Raw genomic sequence first — 21,261 nt, forward strand, 5'->3', positions numbered from 1 at the left:
CTCACCCCACGTCCGTGACGACCGGCACCACAGCGCACGACGCTGTCACCTCGGTGCCGGACTGGGCGGCTCCGGTCGCGTCCGGCCCGCTCGACGCGACGGTCGTGCTGCCGGGCAGCAAGTCCCTGACCAACCGCTACCTCGTCCTCGCGGCGCTGGCGACCGAGCGCTCGCGCCTGCGGGCGCCCCTGCGGTCGCGCGACACGCTCCTCATGGCCGACGCCCTGCGGTCGCTGGGGGTGCGCATCGACGACGTGGCCCCGGAGGGTGAGGCGGTGGGCGGTGACGTCCCCGACTGGGTCGTCACCCCGCCCGAGACGCTGACGGGTGACGTCAGCATCGACTGCGGGCTCGCCGGGACCGTCATGCGCTTCCTGCCCGCGGTCGCCGCCCTCGCCGACGGGCCGGTCCGCCTCGACGGCGACCCGCAGGCCAGGGTGCGTCCGATGGGGCCGGTCATCGACGCGCTCCGGGCGCTCGGCGTCGACGTGGACGACGGCGGCGGCCACCTGCCCGTCACGGTCGGCGGACGCGGTCGGGTCCGGGGCGGGTCGGTGACGATGGATGCCTCCGCCTCGTCGCAGTTCGTGTCGGCCCTGCTGCTGGCCGGCGCGCGCTACGACGAGGGCATCACCGTGCACCACGACGGCAAGCCGGTGCCGAGCGAGCCGCACATCCTCATGACCGTCGAGACGCTCCGCGACGCGGGCGCCATCGTCGACGACAGCGAGCCCAACACCTGGCGGGTCGAGCCGTCCGAGATCAACGCCCTCGACGTGTCGGTCGAGCCGGACCTGTCCAACGCCGGGCCGTTCGTCGCGGCAGCCCTCGTGGTCGGTGGCACGGTCCGCGTGCCGGGGTGGCCGCAGCACACGACCCAGGCCGGCGACCTGCTCCGCGAGATCCTCGACACGATGGGCGCCGACGTGCGCCTCGACCGCTCGGGCCTCACCGTCGTCGGCAGCGGCGAGCTCGTCGGCATCGACATCGACCTGCACGACGCGGCGGAGCTGACGCCCACGGTCGCCGCCCTCGCCGCCCTCGCCTCGACCCCCACGTGGATCCGCGGCGTGGCCCACATCCGCGGCCACGAGACCGACCGTCTCGCGGCCCTGACCGCCGAGCTGGGCGGCGTCGGCGCGCACGTGACCGAGACCGAGGACGGTCTGCGGATCACGCCGGCGCCCTTGCACGGCGGGCGGTTCCGCACCTACCACGACCACCGCATGGCGACCGCCGGCGCGATCATCGGCCTGCGCGTGCCCGGCGTGCACGTCGAGGACATCGACACGACGCGCAAGACGCTCCCCGACTTCGTCGGCCTGTGGCAGGGCATGCTCGAAGGCACCGGTCCGGTCGTGCTCGCGCGATGAGCTGGCGGGACCTCGACGAGGGCGACATCCGGGTCCGGCCGAGCCGCAAGGGGTCCCGGCCCCGCACCAAGGAGCGCCCGGCCCACGCCGATGCCGTCGTGGCCATGGTCATCGGCGTCGACCGGGGCCGCTACACCTGCCTCATCCCCAAGGGCGTCCTCGGCAAGAAGGAGCCCGAGCGCGTCGTCACCGCGATGAAGGCCCGCGAGATCGGTCGCACCCGGGTCGTGGTCGGCGACGACGTCGCCCTCGTCGGCGACCTCGCGGGAGGCCCCGACGCGCTGGCCCGCATCGTGCGCATCGAGGAGCGTCGCTCGGTGCTGCGCCGCACGGCGGACGACACCGACCCCTACGAGCGCATCATCGTCGCCAACGCCGACCAGCTCGTCATCGTCACGGCGCTCGCGGACCCCGAGCCGCGACCGCGCATGGTCGACCGGTGCCTCGTCGCGGCGTACGACGCCGACCTCGAGCCGCTGCTCGCCCTCACCAAGGCCGACCTCGTCGACCCCGCCGAGTTCCTGGCCAGCTACACGCCGCTCGAGGTCGAGCACGTCGTCACCTCGTGGAAGGACGGCGACTTCACCGGACTCGACGCCTTGCGGGCCAAGCTGTCCGGCAAGGTGTCGGTCCTCGTCGGCCACTCGGGGGTCGGCAAGAGCACCCTCGTCAACGGCCTCGTGCCGGGGGCCCTGCGCGCCACGGGCATCGTCAACGACACGACCGGCCGGGGTCGTCACACCTCGACCAACGCCGTGGCCCTGCGCCTGCGTGGCGCCGACGGCTCCGACGACGGCTGGGTCATCGACACCCCCGGCATCCGCTCGTTCGGGCTCGCCCACATCGACGTCGACCGCATCATCGACCACTTCCCCGACCTCGCCGCCGGCACGGACGGCTGCCCCCGCGGCTGCACCCACGACGAGGAGGAGTGCGCGCTCGACGCCTGGGTGGAGCACGGACACGCCGGACCTGCCGGCGCGTCGCGGCTCGAGTCGCTGCGCCGGCTGCTCAGCAGCCGCAGCACCACCGAGGAGCACTGAGCCGCAGCGGCATACGACTCCGCTCCCCCGGCCTGCCCTCCCCGACGTCGGTTGCCGCTAGGTTGACCCGGTGACCTCCTACGACGACGACCTCCGTCTGGCCCACGTCCTCGCGGATGCCGTCGAGCGGGTGACGATGGCACGCTTCCGTGCCGCCGACCTCGTCGTCGAGAGCAAGCCCGACCTCACGCCCGTCACCGACGCCGACCGCGCCGCCGAGGAGCTCGTCCGGCACCAGCTGAAGCGCACCCGACCGCGTGACGCCGTCGAGGGCGAGGAGTTCGAGGCGACCGGGCACGGCCCGCGACGGTGGATCATCGACCCCATCGACGGCACGAAGAACTTCGTGCGCGGCGTCCCGGTCTGGGCCACCCTCATCGGGCTCGTCGTCGACAACGTGCCCGTGCTCGGCCTCGTCGCCGCGCCGGCCCTCCAGCGGCGCTGGTGGGCGGCCACCGGGTCCGGCGCGTGGACGGGCCGGTCCCTGTCGTCGGCGCGCCGCCTCTCCGTGTCGCAGGTCGGGCGTCTCGGCGACGCGTCGCTGTCGTACTCCTCCCTCGCCGGGTGGCGCGTGCGCGGACGGCGCGACGACTTCCTCGACCTCATGGACGACTGCTGGCGCACCCGCGCCTATGGCGACTTCTGGTCCTACATGCTCGTCGCCGAGGGGGCCGCGGACATCGCAGCCGAGCCGGAGCTCGCCGTCCACGACATGGCGGCCCTCGTCGCCATCGTGCAGGAGGCCGGCGGTCGCTTCACCGGCCTCGACGGACGCGAGGGCTGCTGGAGCGGCAACGCCCTGGCCACGAACGGCCTGCTGCACGACGAGGTGCTCTCGCGGATCGGCATGCCCTCCGCCTGACCTGTCCGAGCCCACGGGTTGAGCGGCGTTGGGTGGATCGCCCTGCGCGGCCTAGCCTTTCGGCATGAGCAGCCACTCGGGCACACCGTCCGACGCGTCCGACGCGTCCGACCCGAAGGACCGCCCCGCGCCGACCGCGACGGTCCGCCCCGCCGATGCCGCCGACGTCGGCGCCCTTGCCGAGGTCGCCGCGGCGACGTTCGGGCTGGCGTGCCCGCCGTCGATGACGCGGGAGCGGGTCGAGGCCTTCATCTCCGAGGTGCTCTCGCCCGAGCGCTTTGCCGGCTACCTGGCCGACCCGGCTCGCCACGTCCTCCTCGCCGAGGTCGCGGGCACGCCGCTGGGCTACGCCATGCTCGTCGACGGTGAGCCCTCCGACGGCGACGTCAGGGCCGCGATCCGGCTGCGGCCGACGGTCGAGCTGTCGAAGATCTACGTGCTGCCGCAGGCGCACGGCACCGGCGCCGCAGCACTGCTCATGGCCGCGGCGCTGCAGTGGGCCACTGACGCCGGCGCCGCCGGGGTCTGGCTCGGGGTCAACCAGCAGAACGAGCGGGCGCAGCGCTTCTACGCCAAGAGCGGCTTCGAGCGCGTCGGCACCAAACAGTTCCTCGTCGGCGGGGTCCTCGAGGACGACTTCGTCATGGAGCGCGCCCTCACCCCCGCACCCCGGCCCTGACCCGCTCGTCCGGCACACGCCGCGGCCACCCTCCGCGGCCACACCCCGGACCGAACGCTGCGTTCGGTGGGGGAAGCGGGGGTCAGGCGTCGGTGACGACCGTGACCTCTCCCAGACCGAGGGCACGGATCGCCTCGAGGTGGGCGTCGGCATCGCCGACCATGACGATCGTCCAGCCTGCGCCCGGACCACCCGACCCGATCCCCGCCTCCTCGGCGAAGCGGGCGTATGCCGCCTCGACCCTCGCGCGGTCGACGGTGGCGAGGTCGCGCAGGTTGGCCGTCGTGAAGGCCGTCGTCCGGCCGTCGAGCGCCATGCCGACCGCCTCGTCGGCGATGGCGTCGGCCGTGGCGTAGCGACCGGGCGCGGTCTTGGAGATGAAGTCGACGCCCGAGCGGATCTCCTTGTCGGTGAAGCCGTCCCGGCCACCCTCGAGGATCTCGACGAGCAGGCTCAGCGACTCGGCCGTCGAGTCGGCGCGCACCGAGCCCGAGGTGAGGAAGACCCCTCCCCGCCGTCGCGGACGGAAGCTCGACCGGATGCCGTACGTGTAGCCCTTCTCCTCGCGCAGCACCGCGTCGATGCGGGCGTTGGGCGAGCCGCCGAGGACGAAGCCGAGCACCGGGTAGGGAGCCCATCCGCCCTCGACGGACCGGTCGGGACCGGGTGCGCCGATGACGAACTCGGTCTGCACCGAGCCGGGGCGGGAGACGAGCACGATCCGGCCGCGGTCGGGCGCGAGGGCTGCGGCGTGCTGGAGGTGGCGCTCGCGCTGTCGCGGTCCCTTGGCCCACCCGCCGAGGGCTGCCTCGACGAGCACCGGCACGTCGAGGCCGGCCAGGTCGCCCGCGACGACCACGGTCACGCCGGAGGCGACGACGTGCTCGGCGTGGAAGGCCGCGACGTCCTCGCGGGTGATGGACGACACCGTGTCGCGCGTGCCACCGGTCGGCCGGGACGAGCGGTCGTCGGGCGCGTAGTAGGTGCGGACGAACTCGAGCCCGGCGCGGTGGGCCGCGACCGAGCGCTCCTGCTCGATCTCGGCGATCCGGGTGCGCACCTGGCGAGCCACCTCGGCCTGCGGGAAGGCGGGCTCGGTCAGGATCTGGCGCAGCAGGTCGAGCGCCGGCTCGAGGTTGCCCTTGACGACGTCGAGGTCGATCGAGAGTCCTGCGTCGGCCATGCCCGCGCCGAAGCTGACGCCCTTGCGCTCGAGCAGTCGCGCGAACTCCTCGGCGCTGTGCTGCTCGGTGCCCTCGTCGAGGGTGCGCGCCATGATCGACGCGACGCCCTCGAGGTGACGCGGCTCGTCGCGCAGCGACACGGGCAGTCCGAGGCGGACCGAGATGACGTACTGGCCCGGCACGTCGTAGGTGAGCAGGCGCAGTCCGTTGGGCAGGTCGAAGCTGCTGCCCTCGGGGAACTCCCACGGCTCGGGCGGCGCGACGACGGGGCGGGCGACGGTGGTCATGAGGCCTCCTCCGAGAGGTGGTGGTCAGAGCCGTTCTGGTCGACGTCGTCCTCGGCGAGGTAGCGCACGACGGCCCGCGAGCTCGGGTCCAGCCAGGCCGCTGCCGCCGCGCGCGCCTGCTCGGCGGTGACGGAGCGGATGCGGTCGACGAAGGTGTTGACGTAGGCCGGGTCGCCGGTCAGCAGCGCGTGGTGGCTGATGTGGTCGGCACGCTCCTCGATGCTGGCGAGCGCGCTGAGCCACGAGCGTTCGGTGTCGGCGATGACGGACTCGAGCTCCGCGGCGTCCGGGCCCTCGTCGACGAAACGGCGGATCTCCTCGCACACGGCCTCCTCGACCGCGTCGACGTCGGCACCGGCGGAGACGTCCACGGTGATCGTGCCGAGGCCCGAGCCGTCGACGAGGCCCATCGTCCAGCCACCCACGGCGACGGCGGTCTCGTCCTTGCGCACGAGCCGGCGCACGAGGCGCGAGCTGGAGAGGCCGCCGAGGACGTCGACGGCGACCTGGCAGGCGAGGTAGTCGGGGGTGGTGTCGACCGGGAGCCGGAAGGAGACGTAGATGCGGTCGTTGGGCACGTCCCCGACGCGGTCGAGCCGCACCGGCTCGGCCAGCGGCGCCAGCTGCGGGTGTCGTGGCCGCGGGGTCAGCTCGATCGCCGGCAGCGGCCCGAAGTACTTCTCGGCGGCTGCGAAGCCGTCCTCGGGGGTGACGTCTCCGACGAGGGTCAGGACGGTGTTGTTGGGCCCGTAGTGGGCGCGGAAGAAGGCGTGGACGTCCTCGAGCGTCGCGGCGTCGAGGTCCTCCATCGAACCGATGGTCGGGTGGTGGTAGGGGTGGTCCTCGGGGAAGACGGTCGCGTAGATGTCGATGAGCGCCGAGCCGTAGGGCACGTTGTCGTAGCGCTGGCGCTTCTCCTCCTTGACGACGTCTCGCTGGTTGTCGAGGTTCTCCTGCGTCAGCGCGTCGAGCAGATGGCCGTGGCGGTCGGCCTCGAGCCACAGGGCGAGCTCGAGCGCCCCGGTGGGCACCGTCTCGAAGTAGTTCGTGCGGTCGAACCACGTCGTCGCGTTGAGCCGGGCGCCCTCGTCCATGAGCGCCGAGAAGTGCTCGCCCGAGGCGACGTTGCGACTCCCCTGGAACATCAGGTGCTCGAAGAGGTGGGCGAAGCCGGTGCGTCCGGGGGTCTCGTGCCGGGAGCCGACGCCGACCCAGAGGTTCACCGCGACGTTGGGCACCGTGTGGTCCTCGCTGACGATGACGCGCAGGCCGTTGGCCAGGGTGCGCTCCGCGAGCGGGTAGGAGATCGCTGTCACGGGCTCGACCCTATGCGACGGAGCGGCGAAGATGAGGCGTCGCCGTCGCGTACGGTGGCCCCGCACGCGGCCCGTCGCGCAGGGGCCGACCCGGCAGACCTGCCACCGAACCGCCAGGAGCCAGCCCGCATGTCCACCCCTGACTCCACCCCTCCCTCCACCCCTCCCTCCACCCCTCCCTCCACCCCTCCCTCCACCCCTCCCTCCACCCCTGAGCCGGTCGGTCCCACCGCGGGCACCTCGAGGGCCGCCGTCCTGCGCCGCTTCGGACCGCTGCTGCTCGCCGTCCTAGCCTTCCTCGTCTACCGCGCCGTCACCTACGACGACGGCACCCGGGACATCACGATCGGTCGGTGCGTCACGGCGAGCGAGGCCGGCGACGTGCGGACGGTGGACTGCGCGGACGCCTCGTCGCTCGGGACGGTCGTCTTCGTGCAGCGCAACGCCTTCACGGACGAGTTTTCGGTGCGTCGCCTGTGCGCACAGCACGGGTCGGGCCGCGCGTTCACGAGCGCTCTGGCGCAGGGCGGGACGGGCACGGTCGTATGCGTGGTGCCGGGCCCGTGACCGAGGCGGGCTCCGAGCCCCTCATCTGTGCATAACGCTCACTTATGCTACTCACCGCGTGCATCACCAACGGCTATGCTGGGGCCATGGGAGCACCATCGACGCAGACCCTGCTCGACACGATCCGCTCGAGCGTCATCGGAGACGACCAGGTGATGCACGGCCCCTACGGGCCGCGCCGCGTCACCTACGCCGACTACACCGCCTCGGGCCGTGGCCTCACCTTCATCGAGGACTTCATCCGCGACGAGGTGCTCCCCCGCTACGCCAACACGCACACCGAGAGCTCCGGCACCGGCCTGCAGACGACCCGGCTGCGCGAGGACGCCCGCCGCACCATCCGCGACGCCGTCGGAGGCGACGACGAGACGGTGGTCGTCTTCGCCGGCTCCGGCTGCACCGGGGCCATCGACAAGCTCGTCGGGATCCTCGGCCTGCGCATCCCCTCGAACTTCGAGGACCGTTGGCACGCAAGCGAGCTCGTGCCCGCCGACCAGCGCCCCGTCGTCTTCATCGGCCCGTACGAACACCACTCCAACGAGGTCATGTGGCGCGAGTGCGTCGCCGACGTCGTCGTCATCCCGCAGGACCTCGACGGGCACGTCGACATCGAGGTGCTGCGTGCGCGCCTCGTCGAGCACGCGGACCGCCCGCTGCTCATCGGCTCGTTCTCGGCAGCGAGCAACGTCACCGGCATCGTCACCGACACCGACGCGATCTCCTCCCTGCTCCACGAGCACGGTGCGCTCGCGTTCTGGGACTACGCCGCGGCGGCGCCCTACGTCGACATCGAGATGTACGGCCGCGGCGGCCGCGGCGTGGCCGGCCCCACGGCATACAAGGACGCCGTCTTCCTCAGCCCGCACAAGTTCATCGGCGGCCCGAGCACGCCCGGCGTGCTCGTCGTGCGGCGCGAGCTCATGACCAACCGCGTGCCCGACGTCCCCGGTGGCGGGACCGTGGCCTACGTCAACCCCGACGACCACGACTACCTCACCGACCCCGCGCACCGCGAGGAGGGCGGCACCCCGGCCATCATCGAGTCGATCCGCGCCGGCCTCGTCTTTAAGCTCAAGGAGGCAGTGGGCACCGAGACGATCCGCGCCCGCGAGGACCGCTTCCTCCGACGCGCGGTCGAGGCCTGGCAGCAGGAGCCGGCGATCGAGATCCTCGGCAACCTCGACGCCGAGCGCCTGTCCATCGTCTCGTTCGTCGTGCGGGCGCACGGCGAGCGCTACCTGCACCACAACTTCGTCGTCGCCGTCCTCAACGACCTCTTCGGCATCCAGGCCCGAGGCGGCTGCTCGTGCGCCGGCCCCTACGGCCACTACCTGCTCGGCATCGACCTCGAGCGGTCGCACGAGTTCGAGCGCGAGATCGGTCGCGGCTGCGAGGGCATCAAGCCAGGCTGGGTGCGGGTCAACTTCAACTACTTCATCTCCGACGTCGTCGCCGACTACGTCATCGACGCAGTCCGCCTCGTGGCGCGCGAGGGCTGGCGCCTGCTCGGGGACTACGTCTTCGAGCCGGCGACGGGGCTGTGGAAGCACAAGGACGGCCCGGTCGAGCCACCCCTCCGACTGCACCAGGTCAGCTTCGAGGAGGGTCACCTCACCTACCCCGCGCAGCACGAGCGGGCGGGTGAGGACGCACTCGCCGGCCACCTCGAGGACGCGCGTGCGATCCTCGCCGCGGCCACGCCCGAGCGGTGCGACGAGGCCCACGTCAACGTCGACTTCGACCACCTGCGCTGGTTCGAGCTGCCCGTCCGCAGCCTGTCCCACTGACCGCGCCCCACCTGCGGTCCGCTCCCCCATCCGGCTCCCTGCGCACGTGCACCGGCGCCGTCACGGAGCCATCGCGGCATACCCCGTGAAGTCGTGGACGGCGATGCCGACGTAGGTCGCGTAGGTCCTGGCGCCCGAATCCACCTGTGCGAGCTGGTCGTTCATCCGCGTCAGGGTCTGCCCGTAGAAGGTCTGCTTGACCTCGGTCGGGTCCGGCCCGAGGTAGTTCGTCTCCTGGCCGATGCGGACCGGCTTGCCCAGTGAGGCCGCCGAGGCGAGCTCCGCCGCGGCGACCGCCAGCGTGCCGTCGGCGCCCGCAGCGGTGTTGCGGTAGGCCATGATCGTCACGGCCGATACGCGGCGCATCGTCTCCCTGTCGAGCGTCGACTTCTTGCCCGCCTTGACCTGGTCGAACCAGAACGGGATGTCGGCCTCGACCGGCCGGGTGCCGCTCGCCGTGACGAGCCGGTCGAGCAGGGTGAGGTACTTCGAGACGGTCGTCGCCTGTCGCGTCGTCCACGCCGTCGTCGTCCACGGCTCGACGTCGACGTGCAGGCCGGTGAACAGGCCTGTCGCGATGGTTGGCCGGACCCAGTGGTCGACGGCCCATGTCGGGTTGTCGACCCACCCCGGGTCACCGCCGAGCGCGTCGACCCGCAGCCCCGCGCCGCGGGCCTGCGTCACGAGGTCGCGCACCCTGGGCAGGCTCGGGCTCGTCGTCAGGTCCGGCGGCACGGCGACGAAGAGCGTGTCGACGCCGCGCGACTGGGCCAGCTGGACGACCGACCCGGCGTCGGACCACGACCACACCCACATCGCGCGGCCCGGCGTCGTGGCGGCGGACGCGGCCTGCGACGAGAGGACGAGCGACCCCAGCACGATCACGATCATCGCAGCCGCGGCCGCCCAACGGGCGCGCACCCGGGCGGACCGCCCCGGCCCGTGCCCGCGCGGACGGCCGGCTCGTGGGCCGGGTCGTGTACCGCGTGACGGGCCGGTTCGTGGGCTCGACGTCATGACGCACCTCCTGCGTGCCAGACCCGAGGAGGCGAATGTCTCAGACGGGGGCGGCGCGTGACAGGCGAATGGGCCAGAGACGCTCGGGCACCCTGCTCAGTGCAGGAAGGTCTTGGCCAGCACCATGACGAGGCCGAGCAGGGCCGCGGCAAGCGACTCGCCGAAGGCCGCCCTCCGGCTGGCGCCGACGTGCCGAGCAGCGAGGTAGCCGACGGCTCCGAGCTCGACGGCCGTCAGCCAAAGCGCGAGGCTGACCGCCAGCGCGGTGTCGGCGCCGAGCAGAGAGGCCACGAGCACCACGACGATGGCGGGCACGCCGCCTGCCAGCACCCGCGACTCGTGTCGCGCCGCCCGCGCGAGCCGGCCGGGCAGGGACGAACGGCCGTTGTGGAACTGGTCGGCGAACGCCCGCACGTAGACGTCGGCGAGCCAGTAGACGGCGAGCACGAAGACGGCCGCGATGACGACCCGGGCCGTCGACGGTGCGTGGTTCGCCGTGGCGCTCATGACCGCGCCGGTGATGATCGCTCCGTAGAGCAGCCCCGCAGGGTTGCCCTGCGCGATGATCCGTGCGGCTCGCTCCCGCACCTTCTCCGTCGGCACGGCCACCCCCTCGTCCGCGTCGCCGGTCGCGACGTCCTGAGGGACAGCCTGCCGCGACCCCATGCGGATGCGCCAGAGGGGGGGCGAACATGACGAAGGGCCCGGATCTCTCCGGGCCCTTCGTCTTCGCTGACGCGATCAGTAGCGGGGGCAGGATTTGAACCTGCGACCTCCGGGTTATGAGCCCGGCGAGCTACCGAGCTGCTCCACCCCGCGTCGGCAAGAGCAACGTTACGCGAAACCTCCCGCAGGACCAAATCGAGGTGCCCCATCCGCTCGGATCGGGGCTCCGGATGCCGGAACGACCTGTGGCAGCACGCGATTCGCGTGCTGCCACAGGTCGTCCACGAGGGTGCTGCGATCAGGGCTTCGTCGTCGGCACCGACTGCGGTGAGGCGTCCACGGCCCGCTTGAGGGCGTCCTTGAGCTTGGTCTGCGCCTGGCCGTAGGCTGCGAAGTCGCCGCGCTTGAGGGCCGCCTCGCCGTCGGCGTAGGCCGTCTCCGCGTCCTTGAGCGCCTGGGACAGCGCCGCGGCGTTCGGGGTGCCGGAGGGCGCCGGCGTCGCCGTACCCGACGGCGTCGGGGTCGGTGTCGCCGTGCTCCCCGGCGTGGGCGTCGTGCCGGGGTTCGACGGCGTGCCCGTGCCGTTGTCGCCGGCCGATGCGCCCGACGAGCCGCCGAAGAGGTCGTTGAGCGCGAGGTCGAGCGAGCCCGCCCACGCGATCTTGTTGCCGAACGACACCGCAACCGCCACGAGTCGGGGGTAGGAGCCGGACTGCGACCGCGCCTGCGAGTAGATCGGCTGCACGTAGAGCAGGCCCCCACCCACCGGCAGGGTCAGCTGGTTGCCGAAGATCACCGCGTTGCCATTGGAGTTCGTCGTGCCGATGTACTGCGCGAGCGTCGTCGGCAGCTCGGGGTCCTTCGACGAGACCGCCGAGCTGCGCATGTCGTTGTAGACCTGGCCCGGACCGTTGACCGTGCCCCCCGTCGTCTCGAGGAGGCGCAGGGTGCCGTAGTTCGGCGACTTCTTGCCGTCCTCCGACCCCGCGTCGCCGTCGACGGCGAGGAAGCCCGAGAGCACGTTGCGGTCACCGGTCGGCATGAACGTCGAGGTCAGCGAGAAGGCCGGGCTCTGCTGGCCGGGCATGGCGAGCGAGAGGTAGTAGGGCGGCTGCGGCAGGGCGTCGGCCTGCGTCGGGTCGTCGGGCACGCGCCAGAAGTTCTGGCCGCCGTAGAAGGAGGCCGCGTCCTTGTCGTGGTACTTCTCGAGCAGCTTGCGCTGGACCTTGAAGAGGTCCTCCGGGTAGCGCAGGTGCGACATGAGCGAGCCCTTGATGTCGCTGAGCGGCTTGACCGTGCCGGGGAAGATCGACATCCACGCCTTGAGCACGGGGTCCTTCTCGTCCCACTGGTAGAGCGTCACCGTGCCGTCGTAGGCGTCGACCGTCGCCTTGACGGAGTTGCGGACGTAGTTGACCTGGCCGGCCTGGACCGCCCGCACCGACGTGCGGGTGCTGGTCACGGCGTCCTCGGTGACGCTGTCGAGCGTCGTGTTCTCCGAGTACGGGTAGTTCGCCGACGTGGTGTAGCCGTCGAGGATCCACTGCACCCGACCGTCGACGACGGCGGGGTACGCGTTGCCGTCGAGCGTCAGCCACGGGGCGACACGCTGCACGCGCTCACGCGGCGTGCGGTGGTCTAGCACGCGCGAGTCGTTGGTCACCGCGTCGGAGAGGAGGAAGTTGATCTCGCGGTACTTCACGGCATACGCGATCCGCTTGATGGCGTCGAGCTGCACCCCACCCGTGCCGGCGTAGGTGTAGTTGATCTGCCCGGTGCCCTTGGGGTCCGGGTAGTCGAACTCCTGCTTGTTGCCACCGACGATGGAGTACTCCGGGGAGCTCTCGCCGAAGTAGATGCGCGGCTCGTACTTGCCCAGCGCGCCCTCGGTGCCGATCTGCGACTCGAAGAAGGACGGGCGCCCGTCGCTCTCACGGGTGTTGCCCTTGGCCGCGACGACGCCGTAGCCGTGGGTGTAGACGGTGTGGTCGTTGAGCCAGTTGCGCTGCGCGTCGGGCACACCGTTGAGGTCGAGCTCGCGCGCGGCGATGACGGTGTCCTGGGACTTGCCGTCGATCTGGTAGCGGTCGACGTCGAGCACGTCGGCGAACTGGTAGTAGCCCTTGCTCGCCTCGAGCTGCTTGAAGGTCGGGCTGACGACGTTGGGGTCGATGAGCCGGATCCCGGGCACCGTGGCAGCGTCGTCGCGCAGGGCGTTCTGTGTGGCCACGGTCTTCGTGTCGTAGGGGTCGACCTTGATCTGGTCGACACCATAGGCCGCGCGCGTTGCGTCGATGTTGCGCTGGATGTAGGGCACCTCGAGAGACTTCTCCGACGGGCGCACCTTGAGCGACTGCACGAGGGCCGGGTAGATGCCGCCGACCGCGACGACGATGACGGCGAGCACCGCGACCCCGACGAGCGGGAGACGCCACGAGCGCGTCCAGATCGTCGTGAGGAACATGACGGCGCACATGACCGCGGCGATCGCCAGGATCCCCTTGGTCGGGATGATCGCGTGCGACTCGGTGTACTGGATGCCGGTGATCTTGCTCGACTGCGCGGTCGCGAGGTTGTAGCGGTCGACCCAGAAGGCGACGGCGCGCACGAGCACGAGGACGGCGGCGATGACCGACAGGTGGACGCGCGCGGCCTGCGTCGAGCGCATCTTGGTGCCGGCGACGATGCCCCCGTAGAGGTAGTGCGTGAAGGCGGCGGTGATGAAGCCGATGACGAGGATCATCGTCAGGAACGCCACGACGAAGTTGATCCACGGCAGGTCGAAGACGAAGAAGCCGATGTCGAGACCGAACTCGGGGTCGTTGGTGCCGAACGCGCTGCCGTTGCGCCACAGCAGGAAGGTGTCCCACTGGGTCGCGGCCGACAGCCCGGCGAAGAGTCCGACCGCGAGCGGCGCCGCGACGGTGGCCGTGCGCCGCATCGGCTCGACGAGCTGGCGGTAGTGCTCCATCGCCTGCGTGTCGGGCGACGGCGCGTAGATCGGGCGGTTGCGGAAGGCGAAGTGGATGCTCGACCAGACCATCGCGGCGGTGAGCAGGCCTCCGACGAGACCGAGCAGGACCTTCGTGACGATCTGGGTGCTGAAGACGCCGGAGAAGCCGACCGACTCGTACCAGAGCACCTCGGTCCAGAACTGCGCTGCGATCGCGATCACCACGAGCAGCACGGCTGCCACGACGAGCGCCGTGACGAGCGGGCGTCGGGGCGGGGGCACGGTGGCGGTGTCACGGTGTCGGGGCGCACCCGACTCGTCGTCGTTGAAGTTGCCCGGCGGGGGGCCGAAGTTGCTGTCGCTCACGTGGAGTGCCTTGGGTGCTGGGGCGGGCAGGTGGTCGGGCGGACCCGTGGGCGGCCTCCTCCGGCCGCCTGCGGCAACCATAACCCGCGCTCCGCACGCTCCTGCGGGGTGACGAGGCAACGTGACCGGCACGAGACCACACGGGTCCGTGGTGGCCTGCCGGTCGGCATACGGCAGCATGGTCACGTGAATCCTCAGCCCGTCATCGACCCCCTGGCCATCGCCGCCCTCGACACCGAGCGCCACGTCGCCGCCGCCGGCTGGGACCAGCCCGCCAGGCTCTTCGCCCTCGTGCGCACCGCCGACCTGCTGGAGCGCGAGCCGCAGCTGCGCGAGCAGATGGGCCCCTCCGACCTCGCCGAGGGTGCGCTGACGGCCATCGAGCAGGAGGGCCTGCCGACGACGAGCTCGCTCGAGACCCTCCTCGGCCGGCTCGCCTGGCCCGACGAGGTCGACGGCTGCGCCTTCGCCATCGAGCGGATGGTCGTGCCGCCCGAGGCCGAGCGCGAGCTGCCCTCACGCGGCGACGACGCCGTCGACCACCTCGCCGCGCACCCGGACCGCAAGGACGTCCGCCTCGTCGTCGCGGTCCTGCGCAGCGGCGCCTCGATCTGCCTGCTGCGCCAGCGCGACCACGACTCCGACGACGCCGTGGCGACCGGCAAGGACATCGCGCCCGGCCTCGTCGAGGCGCTCAAGGCGACGTTCGAGGACTGAGCCCTCGGCCAGCTCGTCAGCAGCGGCTCCTCAGCAGCGCGGCAGCGAGCCCGTCTGGCCCTTAGCGATCGCCTCGACGGCCGCGCGGCCCTCGTCGAACGTGCCGACCTTGAAGACGTCGAGGTGGTCGGGCACGTGCCCGACCACCTCGTCGCAGTTGCCGGCCGGGGCGAGGAAGTACTCGGCCCCGTCGGAGCGAGCACCGGCGAGCTTCTGGCGGATGCCGCCGATCGGCCCGACGTCGCCCTGGTCGTCGATGGTGCCGGTCCCGGCGATCTGGCGGCCGCCCGCCAGCGGCCCGGGCGTCAGCTTGTCGTAGATGCCGAGCGAGAACATCAGGCCCGCGGACGGTCCCCCGATGGCGCCGGCGTCGATGGTGACCTTGGCCGGGAAGTCGTGGTCTAGCCCGAGGAGGACGCCGAGGGCGGTGCGCCCACCCTGCCCGGCGATGGTCGGCACGTCGACCGTCTGCTCCTTGCCCTTGCGGGTGACGGTCATCGAGACGGACTGACCGGGCTTGGTCTTCTGGAGCACGTCACGCACGGCCTGGGTCGTGGTGATCGGCTCGCCGCCGATGCTCTCGAGACGGTCGCCCACCACGAGCAGGCCCTTGGCCTTGGACGACTCGGTGATGCCGGCGATCGCGACGTGGGTCGGCACGTCCTTGCCGATCGCCCGGAGCGCGACCGCGGTGGCCTCCTCCTGCGAGCCCTCCATCTGGATGGCGTTCTCCTCGGCGACCTGCTCTCCTGCGTCACCTGCGGGTCGAAGACGTCGTCGACCGGCAGGACGTCGCGCCCCGGGTCGATCCACGCCTGGAGGATGTCCCACGCGTCGACGGGGTAGCCGGGGCCGCCCTCGACCCGGACCGTCGTGAAGCGCAGGGCGCCGTCGGTCGGGTAGGTCGGCAGACCGGAGATCGAGATGATCGGCGTGCGCTTGCCGTCGGCCGACGTGCCGAGGGTGTCCTGCGTCGGGCCGGGACTCATGACGGCGTACGGCAGGTGCACGACCGAGCCGATCACCATGATGACGAGGAAGGCGAAGAAGGCGGCGAGGACGGCCTTGTTGCCACGGGTCAGGCGCCCACGGCCCTCCCCCTCGAGCACGTCGGCGCGCGTCGGCAGCTCGGTGCCGGCGGGCTGCTCCGGCACGCGCTTGATCGTCCTCACGGCAGCCCGACCCACTCGTCGGCGCCGTCGGCGAACTGCTGGTGCTTCCAGATCGGGACGGTGGCCTTGAACTCGTCGATGAGCTCGCGGCAGACGTCGAACGCCTCGCCGCGGTGCTCGGCGCTGACGCCGACGACGACGGCGATGTCGCCGATCTCGAGGTGTCCGACGCGGTGCACGACGGCGATCTGCACGGCTCGGCCGTCGGCGGCGAGTCGCTCGGCGAGCGCCCGGGCCGTCTCGGCGGCCTGGGGGTGCGCGGAGTAGTCGAGGGCGGCCACCGCCGCGTCGGCGGAGGCGTCGCGGTCGTCGCCGCGCGTGCCGTGGGCGGGCCCGTCGTGGTCGCGGACCGTGCCGACGAAGAGGCACACCCCACCGGCTCGGGGCGAGGAGACGCTCGCGAGCACCTCGTCGACAGACAGAGGTGTCTCACGGATCTCGGCAAGGGTGACCGTCACGCCCGCCATGGTATGCCGCGTCGCCGACGCCCGCGTGCCGTCCCGTCGCGCTGCTGCCGCCCGACCGCAGACCGACGGGGGAGCAACCGGGAACCAACGGAGTCGATCCGTGGTTGTCTTGAATGTGCGGCCGGACGGTCGCAGCAGATCCGTGATTTCGAGTGGGGATGAGCAGGCATGGCCGACGACCGTGGACGCGGTGACGACAACCACAGCGACAAGGACGACGAGCCCGGCACCGAGCCCGGCGAGCCGGCCGGTCAGGAGCCCAGAGACGTGCCGGCTGACGTCCCCGGTGACGAGCCCGGTGACGAGCCCGGTGACGAGCAGGGTGAAGGACTCGGTGACGTCCCCCGCGGCGAGTCGCCGTTCGGCCTGCCCCTGGGCCGTCCCGGCGGCGGGTCGCCCGGCAGCGGGACCGGACCGGCCGGCTTCGGCGCGGGTGGCTTCGCCGGTGGCGCCGGTGGTGGCGGCTTCCCGGGGCTGCCGGACCTCGGAGACGTCGACCCCTCCGACCTCGGCGCGATGCTCGAGAAGGTGCTCGGCGAGGCCGCCGACAACCCCGAGCTCGCCGAGGTCATGAAGAGCATGGGCGTCGATCCCACGGACCCCGCGACGCAGGCCGCGATGCGGGCCCAGCTCGGCACCTTCATGGCGGCCCAGGAGTCGCCGACCGGCTCGCGCGACCTCGCCACCGAGGTCGCCCGACGTCACGTGATGACGGCCCAGGGCAACGACGTGCACGACGACGCGGCGGCTCGCGCCGTCGCCGACGCGGTCGCCGTGGCCACCCTGTGGCTCGACGAGCAGACGACGCTCGCCTCCCCCGCCTGGCGCGCGACCGGCCTGAGCCGCGCCGAGTGGGTCGAGGCGACGATGCCGCGATGGTTCGAGCTCATCGAGCCCGTCTCCGACGGCGTGACGGCCGCGACGTCCGCGGCCATGCGCAAGCAGATCGGCGAGCTCGGCCCCGACGCGTTCGGCGACGCGCTGCCCGAGGGCCTGCCCGAGGGCTTCGACCCGCGGCAGATGGTCGAGCAGTGGGCGCCCATGCTCGGCAACCTCAGCCGCCAGATGTTCTCCGCCCAGCTCGGCCAGGCCGTCGGCACGCTCGCGACGGAGGTGGTGAGCGGGACCGAGGTCGGCCTGCCGCTCACCGAGCCCGGCGTCGTCGCCCTGCTGCCCGGCAACGTCGCGGAGCTGGCCGAGTCGCTCGAGATCGACGTGGCACAGGTCCGCCTCTACCTCGCGGTGCGCGAGGCGGCACGCGTCCGGCTCTTCTCCGAGGTGCCGTGGCTCGGCCCTCAGCTGCTCTCGGCCGTGTCCGACTACGCCCGCAACATCACCATCGACACCGAGGCCATCGAGTCCGCGCTGTCGACGATCGACCCGTCCGACCCCGAGGCGATGCGCTCGGCCCTGCAGGGCAACCTCTTCCGCCCGCAGCCGACCTCGGCCCAGCGTGCGGCGCTCGACCGTCTCGAGACCCTCCTCGCCCTCGCGGAGGGCTGGGTCGACCACGTCACCGACCGCACGACCGCCCGGCACCTGCCGCAGTCGGCGGCCCTGGCCGAGACGATCCGCCGCCGTCGGGTCGGTGGCGCGGCGCAGAAGACCTTCGCCGGCCTCGTGGGGCTGGAGCTGCGTCCCCGCCGCCTGCGCGACGCCGCGAACCTGTGGGCCGCGCTCGAGAGCGCCGGCGGGACCGGCCTGCGCGACGGTCGCTGGGCCCACCCCGACCTCGCTCCGACCTCGGCCGACCTCGACGACCCGATCGGTTTCGTCGAGCGCGCCACCGGCGGCGGCTCGTCCGCGGAGGGGATCACCGACGGCCTCGACGCCGAGGGGTCCGGTCTCGGCGCCGACCTCGACTCGGTGCTGCAGGGCATCCTCGAGGAGGCCGACCGTGAGCGCGGCACGGACACCGACACCGACACCGACGGCGGTCCCGCACGGTGACGTGGTTCCGGCTGCACGACGACGCCGTGCACCGTCTGGAGACGTGGCAGGCGCCTGACGAGCGGCAGGAACGCCTGCGGCTCGACTTCCTGACCCACCTGCGCACGCATCCCGACGCCATGAGCAAGTCCGGCCCGCCAGCACACCTGACCGGCAGCGTCATCGTGCTCGACGAGGACGGCGGGTCGGCACTGCTCACGCTGCACCGCCGGGCGCGCGAGTGGTTCCAGTTCGGGGGTCACTTCGAGCCGGACGACCACTCGGTGTGGCACGCGGCGACGCGTGAGGCGCGTGAGGAGTCCGGCATAGCGGACATCTCGGCCCTTCCGGAGATCGTCCAGCTCGACCGCCACATGCTGGACGGTGATTTCGGCCGGTGTCGCGAGCACCTCGACATCCGCTTCGCGGCCGTCACGTCACACGCCACCGAGTCGGCCGTGAGCACCGAGTCGATCGACGTCCGGTGGTGGCCGGTGCACGCCCTGCCGGACGGCACCCGCGACGAGCTGCGCCCGCTCGTCGACGCCGGCCTGCGGCTGCTGCACCGCTGACCGCGCACGTCCACGCGACGTGGCGCGACGGCATACGACCGCGTATGCCGTCACGTGCGGCGTGCGGGAGTGCTCACTCGTCGCTGAGGTCGAGTCCCGCGGCGGCCGAGACGCCCTGGAGGTAGCCGCGGGCCCGCTCGAGGCGGGGGTAGCCACCCAGCAGCTCCCAGAAGTCCGGCCCGTGACCGGGCTGCAGCAGGTGCGCCAGCTCGTGCAGCAGGACGTAGTCGACGACCCAGCCCGGCATGCCACGGAGCTTGTCGGACAAGCGAATCGAGCCCTCAGCCGGTGTGCACGACCCCCACCGGGAGTTCTGGTTGGACACCCATCGCACGCTCGCGGGAACGGCCCGGCCACCGAGGTGCTCGCGCGACAGCTCGAGTGCGCGCTGCTCGAGGTCGCCGTCGCTGCGCTGGCGGCGCTGCTCGGAGGCGGCGACGCGAGCCACCATGGTGCGCACCCACTCCCCCTCCTCGGCGCGACTCATCCGCGCGGGGACGAGGACGACGAGGCGCCCCTCCTGGCGGTAGGCCGAGACGGTGCGGCGACGCTTGGCGCTGCGGCGGACCTCGACGGTCACGCCGTCGACCACCGTGTGCACCACCTCGCGTCCCACCGTCGCCATGAGGGCAGGGTAGGTCAGGGTGGGGACAACGCACCGGAGCGTGGCCCCGACACGGCCACGCTCGCGCGTCATACCGCATCCCGCACGGGCGCGCCAAGCGGGGATGAGCATGATTTCGTGCTCAGCGTGCTCTAGGGTTGAACGAGTCGAGGCACCCGTCGGATGGGTGCCGTCTACAAGGAGACATCAATGGCTGACGAGACCTACAAGGGCGAGTTCTACTGCGTGAAGTGCAAGGAGAAGCGCGAGGCCGAGGGCAAGGTTGTCGTTTCTGACAACGGTCGCCGCATGGCCAAGGGACAGTGCCCCGTCTGCGGTACCAACCTCAACCGCATTCTGGGCAAGGCCTGACCAGGTCGCGGCGGCGTCGCTGACGCCGCAGATCGAGGGGGCGGGACCACACGGTCCCGCCCCCTCGCGCGTACCCGGGGCGGCGGGACGGGCTGTGGACGACGCCCGCGCGCCCACCGGGGCGGCTGCGAGCCTGACGGACGAGGGTGGCGACCGCTGGTGGGGCCACCGGGTCTGGAGGTCCGATGTCCGCTGCTGCCGTGCCGTCCCATCCACGCCTGCCCACCTGGCTGCGACCGCTGACCCGCCGACCCGGCGAGGTGCAGTTCGGGGTGCTGCCCGGTGGTCCCGTCGTCACGGGCGTCACCGACGTCGAGGTCGGTCTGCTGACGGGCCTCGACGGTGCCCTGCCTCTCGCGTCGACCGACCGTGTCGCAGCCGAGGCGGGCGTGCTCCCGGGCCGGTGGCGCGCCCTGCTCGAGCTGACGAGCGAGCTGGGCCTGCTCATCGACCGCGCGCCCGCCGACCGGCCCCGTCAGGAAGTGGCGCGGGGACGCGTCGTCGTCGACGGGTGCGGCGACGTCGCCTCCGGCATCGCGGGCGCCCTGGCGCGCACGGGCGCGACGGTCGTGCACGGCCGCGCCGCCGTCGACCGGGCCGTCGCCTCCCCGCTGCGTCCACGACCCGACCTCGTCGTCCTCGTCGGCTCGCCGGTCGTCGACCCCCGGCGAGGAGAGCTGTGGCGCCGACACGGCGTGCCACACCTGCCCGTGGCCCCGGCCGGACCGCGCACCGTCGTCGGCCCGCTCGTGGACGACTCCCCTACCGCTCCGTGCCTCTGGTGCCTCGAACGCCACCGGGCCGACCGCGACGAGGCGTGGCCGGCCGTGATGAGCCAGGCAACGCCCGCTCGCGCCCTCGCCCTCGCTGCCCCACCGGAGGGCCGGCACGACGCCTTGAGCCCCGGCCTGTCGCACCTCGTCGTCGGCACCGTCACGCTCCTCGTCACGGGGCTCCTCGAAGGACACCCGCCGCCGCCCGGGGTCTCGGTCGAGGTGAGCCTGCCGTGGCCGCGGATGGACCATCGCCGCTGGCCGACGCACCCGCTCTGCGCCGAGCACCGTCCTCGCTCCACGGCGGCCGGCGCCCCCGACGCGAGCGACCTCTCCGGTGCAGGCCTCAGCGGACCGCTGCAGCGAGGCGCCTGACCTGCCCTGTGGCCCCGCTGCTCGCGCTGGCGCGCCGTGGCCGGCGCCGGGCCTGCTGGCCAAGGCTGGACAGAAGCGTGCGCCAGGTGCGCCTGCGCGAGCGGGTACACATAGAGTCGAGGGTGGGGCGCCGAACCGCCGCCGACGACGCTGACCCGTCGCGGCGAGGGACACGGCGCC

Annotated in this window: 19 protein-coding genes and 1 tRNA gene; 11 read left to right on the top strand and 9 right to left on the bottom strand. The window is 72.4% G+C overall.

What is annotated here, in order from left to right:
• The first annotated feature begins 14 nt into the window (after window positions 1–14).
• The 4 genes from aroA to IEY30_RS08405 all read left to right on the top strand — a co-directional run bounded on the left by aroA (window position 15) and on the right by IEY30_RS08405 (window position 3,957).
• Entirely contained in the window at window positions 15–1,373 is a 1,359-nt protein-coding gene (aroA, locus tag IEY30_RS08390; RefSeq protein ID WP_030194686.1) for a 3-phosphoshikimate 1-carboxyvinyltransferase, read from the top strand.
• A complete protein-coding gene (gene rsgA / locus IEY30_RS08395) occupies window positions 1,370–2,416 on the top strand; it encodes a ribosome small subunit-dependent GTPase A (protein ID WP_030194679.1) in 1,047 nt (348 codons plus the stop codon). Before aroA ends, rsgA begins: the two co-directional genes overlap by 4 nt.
• A gap of 70 nt (window positions 2,417–2,486) precedes the next feature.
• Window positions 2,487–3,278 carry a histidinol-phosphatase gene (gene hisN, locus IEY30_RS08400; protein ID WP_030194676.1) on the top strand — a complete coding sequence of 264 codons (792 nt, stop codon included), beginning with the start codon at window positions 2,487–2,489 and terminating at the stop codon, window positions 3,276–3,278.
• A 64-nt stretch (window positions 3,279–3,342) separates the two neighbouring features.
• A complete protein-coding gene (locus IEY30_RS08405; protein ID WP_030194673.1) occupies window positions 3,343–3,957 on the top strand; it encodes a GNAT family N-acetyltransferase in 615 nt (204 codons plus the stop codon).
• Window positions 3,958–4,039: 82 nt separating this feature from the next.
• Here the strand turns inward: IEY30_RS08405 and IEY30_RS08410 are convergent, their stop codons facing one another.
• Both IEY30_RS08410 and IEY30_RS08415 read right to left on the bottom strand, forming a co-directional pair.
• Window positions 4,040–5,428 (bottom strand): M16 family metallopeptidase, encoded by a 1,389-nt coding sequence (locus IEY30_RS08410; RefSeq protein ID WP_030194671.1) that lies wholly within the window; start codon window positions 5,426–5,428, stop codon window positions 4,040–4,042.
• Window positions 5,425–6,744 carry a M16 family metallopeptidase gene (locus IEY30_RS08415; RefSeq protein WP_030194669.1) on the bottom strand — a complete coding sequence of 440 codons (1,320 nt, stop codon included), beginning with the start codon at window positions 6,742–6,744 and terminating at the stop codon, window positions 5,425–5,427. The genes IEY30_RS08410 and IEY30_RS08415 overlap by 4 nt, the downstream gene beginning before the upstream one ends.
• Window positions 6,745–6,873: 129 nt before the next feature.
• Here IEY30_RS08415 and IEY30_RS08420 point away from each other — a divergent pair, with 129 nt between their 5' ends.
• A complete protein-coding gene (locus IEY30_RS08420; RefSeq protein WP_188960117.1) occupies window positions 6,874–7,311 on the top strand; it encodes a hypothetical protein in 438 nt (145 codons plus the stop codon).
• Window positions 7,312–7,397: 86 nt separating this feature from the next.
• Window positions 7,398–9,098, top strand: coding sequence for an aminotransferase class V-fold PLP-dependent enzyme (locus IEY30_RS08425; protein WP_030194665.1), 1,701 nt, complete (start codon window positions 7,398–7,400; stop codon window positions 9,096–9,098).
• A 60-nt stretch (window positions 9,099–9,158) separates the two neighbouring features.
• Here the strand turns inward: IEY30_RS08425 and IEY30_RS08430 are convergent, their stop codons facing one another.
• The 4 genes from IEY30_RS08430 to IEY30_RS08445 all read right to left on the bottom strand — a co-directional run bounded on the left by IEY30_RS08430 (window position 9,159) and on the right by IEY30_RS08445 (window position 14,100).
• Window positions 9,159–9,989 carry a hypothetical protein gene (locus tag IEY30_RS08430; protein ID WP_030194662.1) on the bottom strand — a complete coding sequence of 277 codons (831 nt, stop codon included), beginning with the start codon at window positions 9,987–9,989 and terminating at the stop codon, window positions 9,159–9,161.
• Window positions 9,990–10,211: 222 nt separating this feature from the next.
• A complete protein-coding gene (locus IEY30_RS08435) occupies window positions 10,212–10,718 on the bottom strand; it encodes a hypothetical protein (protein ID WP_156035122.1) in 507 nt (168 codons plus the stop codon).
• A gap of 142 nt (window positions 10,719–10,860) precedes the next feature.
• Window positions 10,861–10,934 (bottom strand) — tRNA-Met (locus IEY30_RS08440).
• Window positions 10,935–11,079: 145 nt separating this feature from the next.
• Entirely contained in the window at window positions 11,080–14,100 is a 3,021-nt protein-coding gene (locus tag IEY30_RS08445) for a UPF0182 family membrane protein (protein ID WP_030194655.1), read from the bottom strand.
• A 186-nt stretch (window positions 14,101–14,286) separates the two neighbouring features.
• Here IEY30_RS08445 and IEY30_RS08450 point away from each other — a divergent pair, with 186 nt between their 5' ends.
• A complete protein-coding gene (locus IEY30_RS08450; protein ID WP_030194652.1) occupies window positions 14,287–14,817 on the top strand; it encodes a PPA1309 family protein in 531 nt (176 codons plus the stop codon).
• Window positions 14,818–14,847: 30 nt separating this feature from the next.
• On the opposite strand, the gene IEY30_RS21855 is transcribed toward IEY30_RS08450, so the two are convergent.
• Entirely contained in the window at window positions 14,848–15,630 is a 783-nt protein-coding gene (locus IEY30_RS21855) for a YlbL family protein (RefSeq protein WP_308423751.1), read from the bottom strand.
• 355 nt (window positions 15,631–15,985) lie between these two features.
• A complete protein-coding gene (locus tag IEY30_RS08460) occupies window positions 15,986–16,456 on the bottom strand; it encodes a molybdenum cofactor biosynthesis protein MoaE (protein ID WP_030194649.1) in 471 nt (156 codons plus the stop codon).
• A gap of 168 nt (window positions 16,457–16,624) precedes the next feature.
• Between IEY30_RS08460 and IEY30_RS08465 the strand changes: the two genes are divergently transcribed.
• Together IEY30_RS08465 and IEY30_RS08470 are read left to right on the top strand one after the other, a co-directional pair.
• On the top strand, window positions 16,625–18,406 hold the full coding sequence (locus IEY30_RS08465; protein WP_052358339.1) for a zinc-dependent metalloprotease: 1,782 nt from the start codon (window positions 16,625–16,627) through the stop codon (window positions 18,404–18,406).
• Window positions 18,403–18,957, top strand: a complete 555-nt coding sequence (locus tag IEY30_RS08470; protein ID WP_052358338.1) for an NUDIX hydrolase — start codon at window positions 18,403–18,405, stop codon at window positions 18,955–18,957. Before IEY30_RS08465 ends, IEY30_RS08470 begins: the two co-directional genes overlap by 4 nt.
• 73 nt (window positions 18,958–19,030) lie before the next feature.
• Here the strand turns inward: IEY30_RS08470 and IEY30_RS08475 are convergent, their stop codons facing one another.
• Window positions 19,031–19,582 carry a M48 metallopeptidase family protein gene (locus IEY30_RS08475; RefSeq protein WP_052358376.1) on the bottom strand — a complete coding sequence of 184 codons (552 nt, stop codon included), beginning with the start codon at window positions 19,580–19,582 and terminating at the stop codon, window positions 19,031–19,033.
• Between the two features lie 189 nt (window positions 19,583–19,771).
• Here IEY30_RS08475 and IEY30_RS08480 point away from each other — a divergent pair, with 189 nt between their 5' ends.
• Both IEY30_RS08480 and IEY30_RS08485 read left to right on the top strand, forming a co-directional pair.
• Entirely contained in the window at window positions 19,772–19,933 is a 162-nt protein-coding gene (locus IEY30_RS08480; RefSeq protein ID WP_020143053.1) for a DUF5679 domain-containing protein, read from the top strand.
• 185 nt (window positions 19,934–20,118) lie between these two features.
• A complete protein-coding gene (locus IEY30_RS08485) occupies window positions 20,119–21,081 on the top strand; it encodes a hypothetical protein (RefSeq protein ID WP_052358337.1) in 963 nt (320 codons plus the stop codon).
• Window positions 21,082–21,261 lie beyond the last annotated feature (180 nt).

The sequence above is a fragment of the Terrabacter tumescens genome (assembly GCF_014646815.1).
Lineage (GTDB): Bacteria > Actinomycetota > Actinomycetes > Actinomycetales > Dermatophilaceae > Terrabacter > Terrabacter tumescens.

Bases quoted from the DNA above. Each gene is read 5' to 3' on its own strand.
- IEY30_RS08475 (WP_052358376.1), bottom strand. From the start codon at position 19,582: ATGGCGACGGTGGGACGCGAGGTGGTGCACACGGTGGTCGACGGCGTG.
- IEY30_RS08420 (WP_188960117.1), top strand. From the start codon at position 6,874: ATGTCCACCCCTGACTCCACCCCTCCCTCCACCCCTCCCTCCACCCCT.
- IEY30_RS08430 (WP_030194662.1), bottom strand. From the start codon at position 9,989: ATGATCGTGATCGTGCTGGGGTCGCTCGTCCTCTCGTCGCAGGCCGCG.
- IEY30_RS08485 (WP_052358337.1), top strand. From the start codon at position 20,119: ATGTCCGCTGCTGCCGTGCCGTCCCATCCACGCCTGCCCACCTGGCTG.
- IEY30_RS08410 (WP_030194671.1), bottom strand. From the start codon at position 5,428: ATGACCACCGTCGCCCGCCCCGTCGTCGCGCCGCCCGAGCCGTGGGAG.
- IEY30_RS08425 (WP_030194665.1), top strand. From the start codon at position 7,398: ATGGGAGCACCATCGACGCAGACCCTGCTCGACACGATCCGCTCGAGC.
- IEY30_RS08480 (WP_020143053.1), top strand. From the start codon at position 19,772: ATGGCTGACGAGACCTACAAGGGCGAGTTCTACTGCGTGAAGTGCAAG.
- IEY30_RS08465 (WP_052358339.1), top strand. From the start codon at position 16,625: ATGGCCGACGACCGTGGACGCGGTGACGACAACCACAGCGACAAGGAC.
- IEY30_RS08405 (WP_030194673.1), top strand. From the start codon at position 3,343: ATGAGCAGCCACTCGGGCACACCGTCCGACGCGTCCGACGCGTCCGAC.
- IEY30_RS08460 (WP_030194649.1), bottom strand. From the start codon at position 16,456: ATGGCGGGCGTGACGGTCACCCTTGCCGAGATCCGTGAGACACCTCTG.
- rsgA (WP_030194679.1), top strand. From the start codon at position 1,370: ATGAGCTGGCGGGACCTCGACGAGGGCGACATCCGGGTCCGGCCGAGC.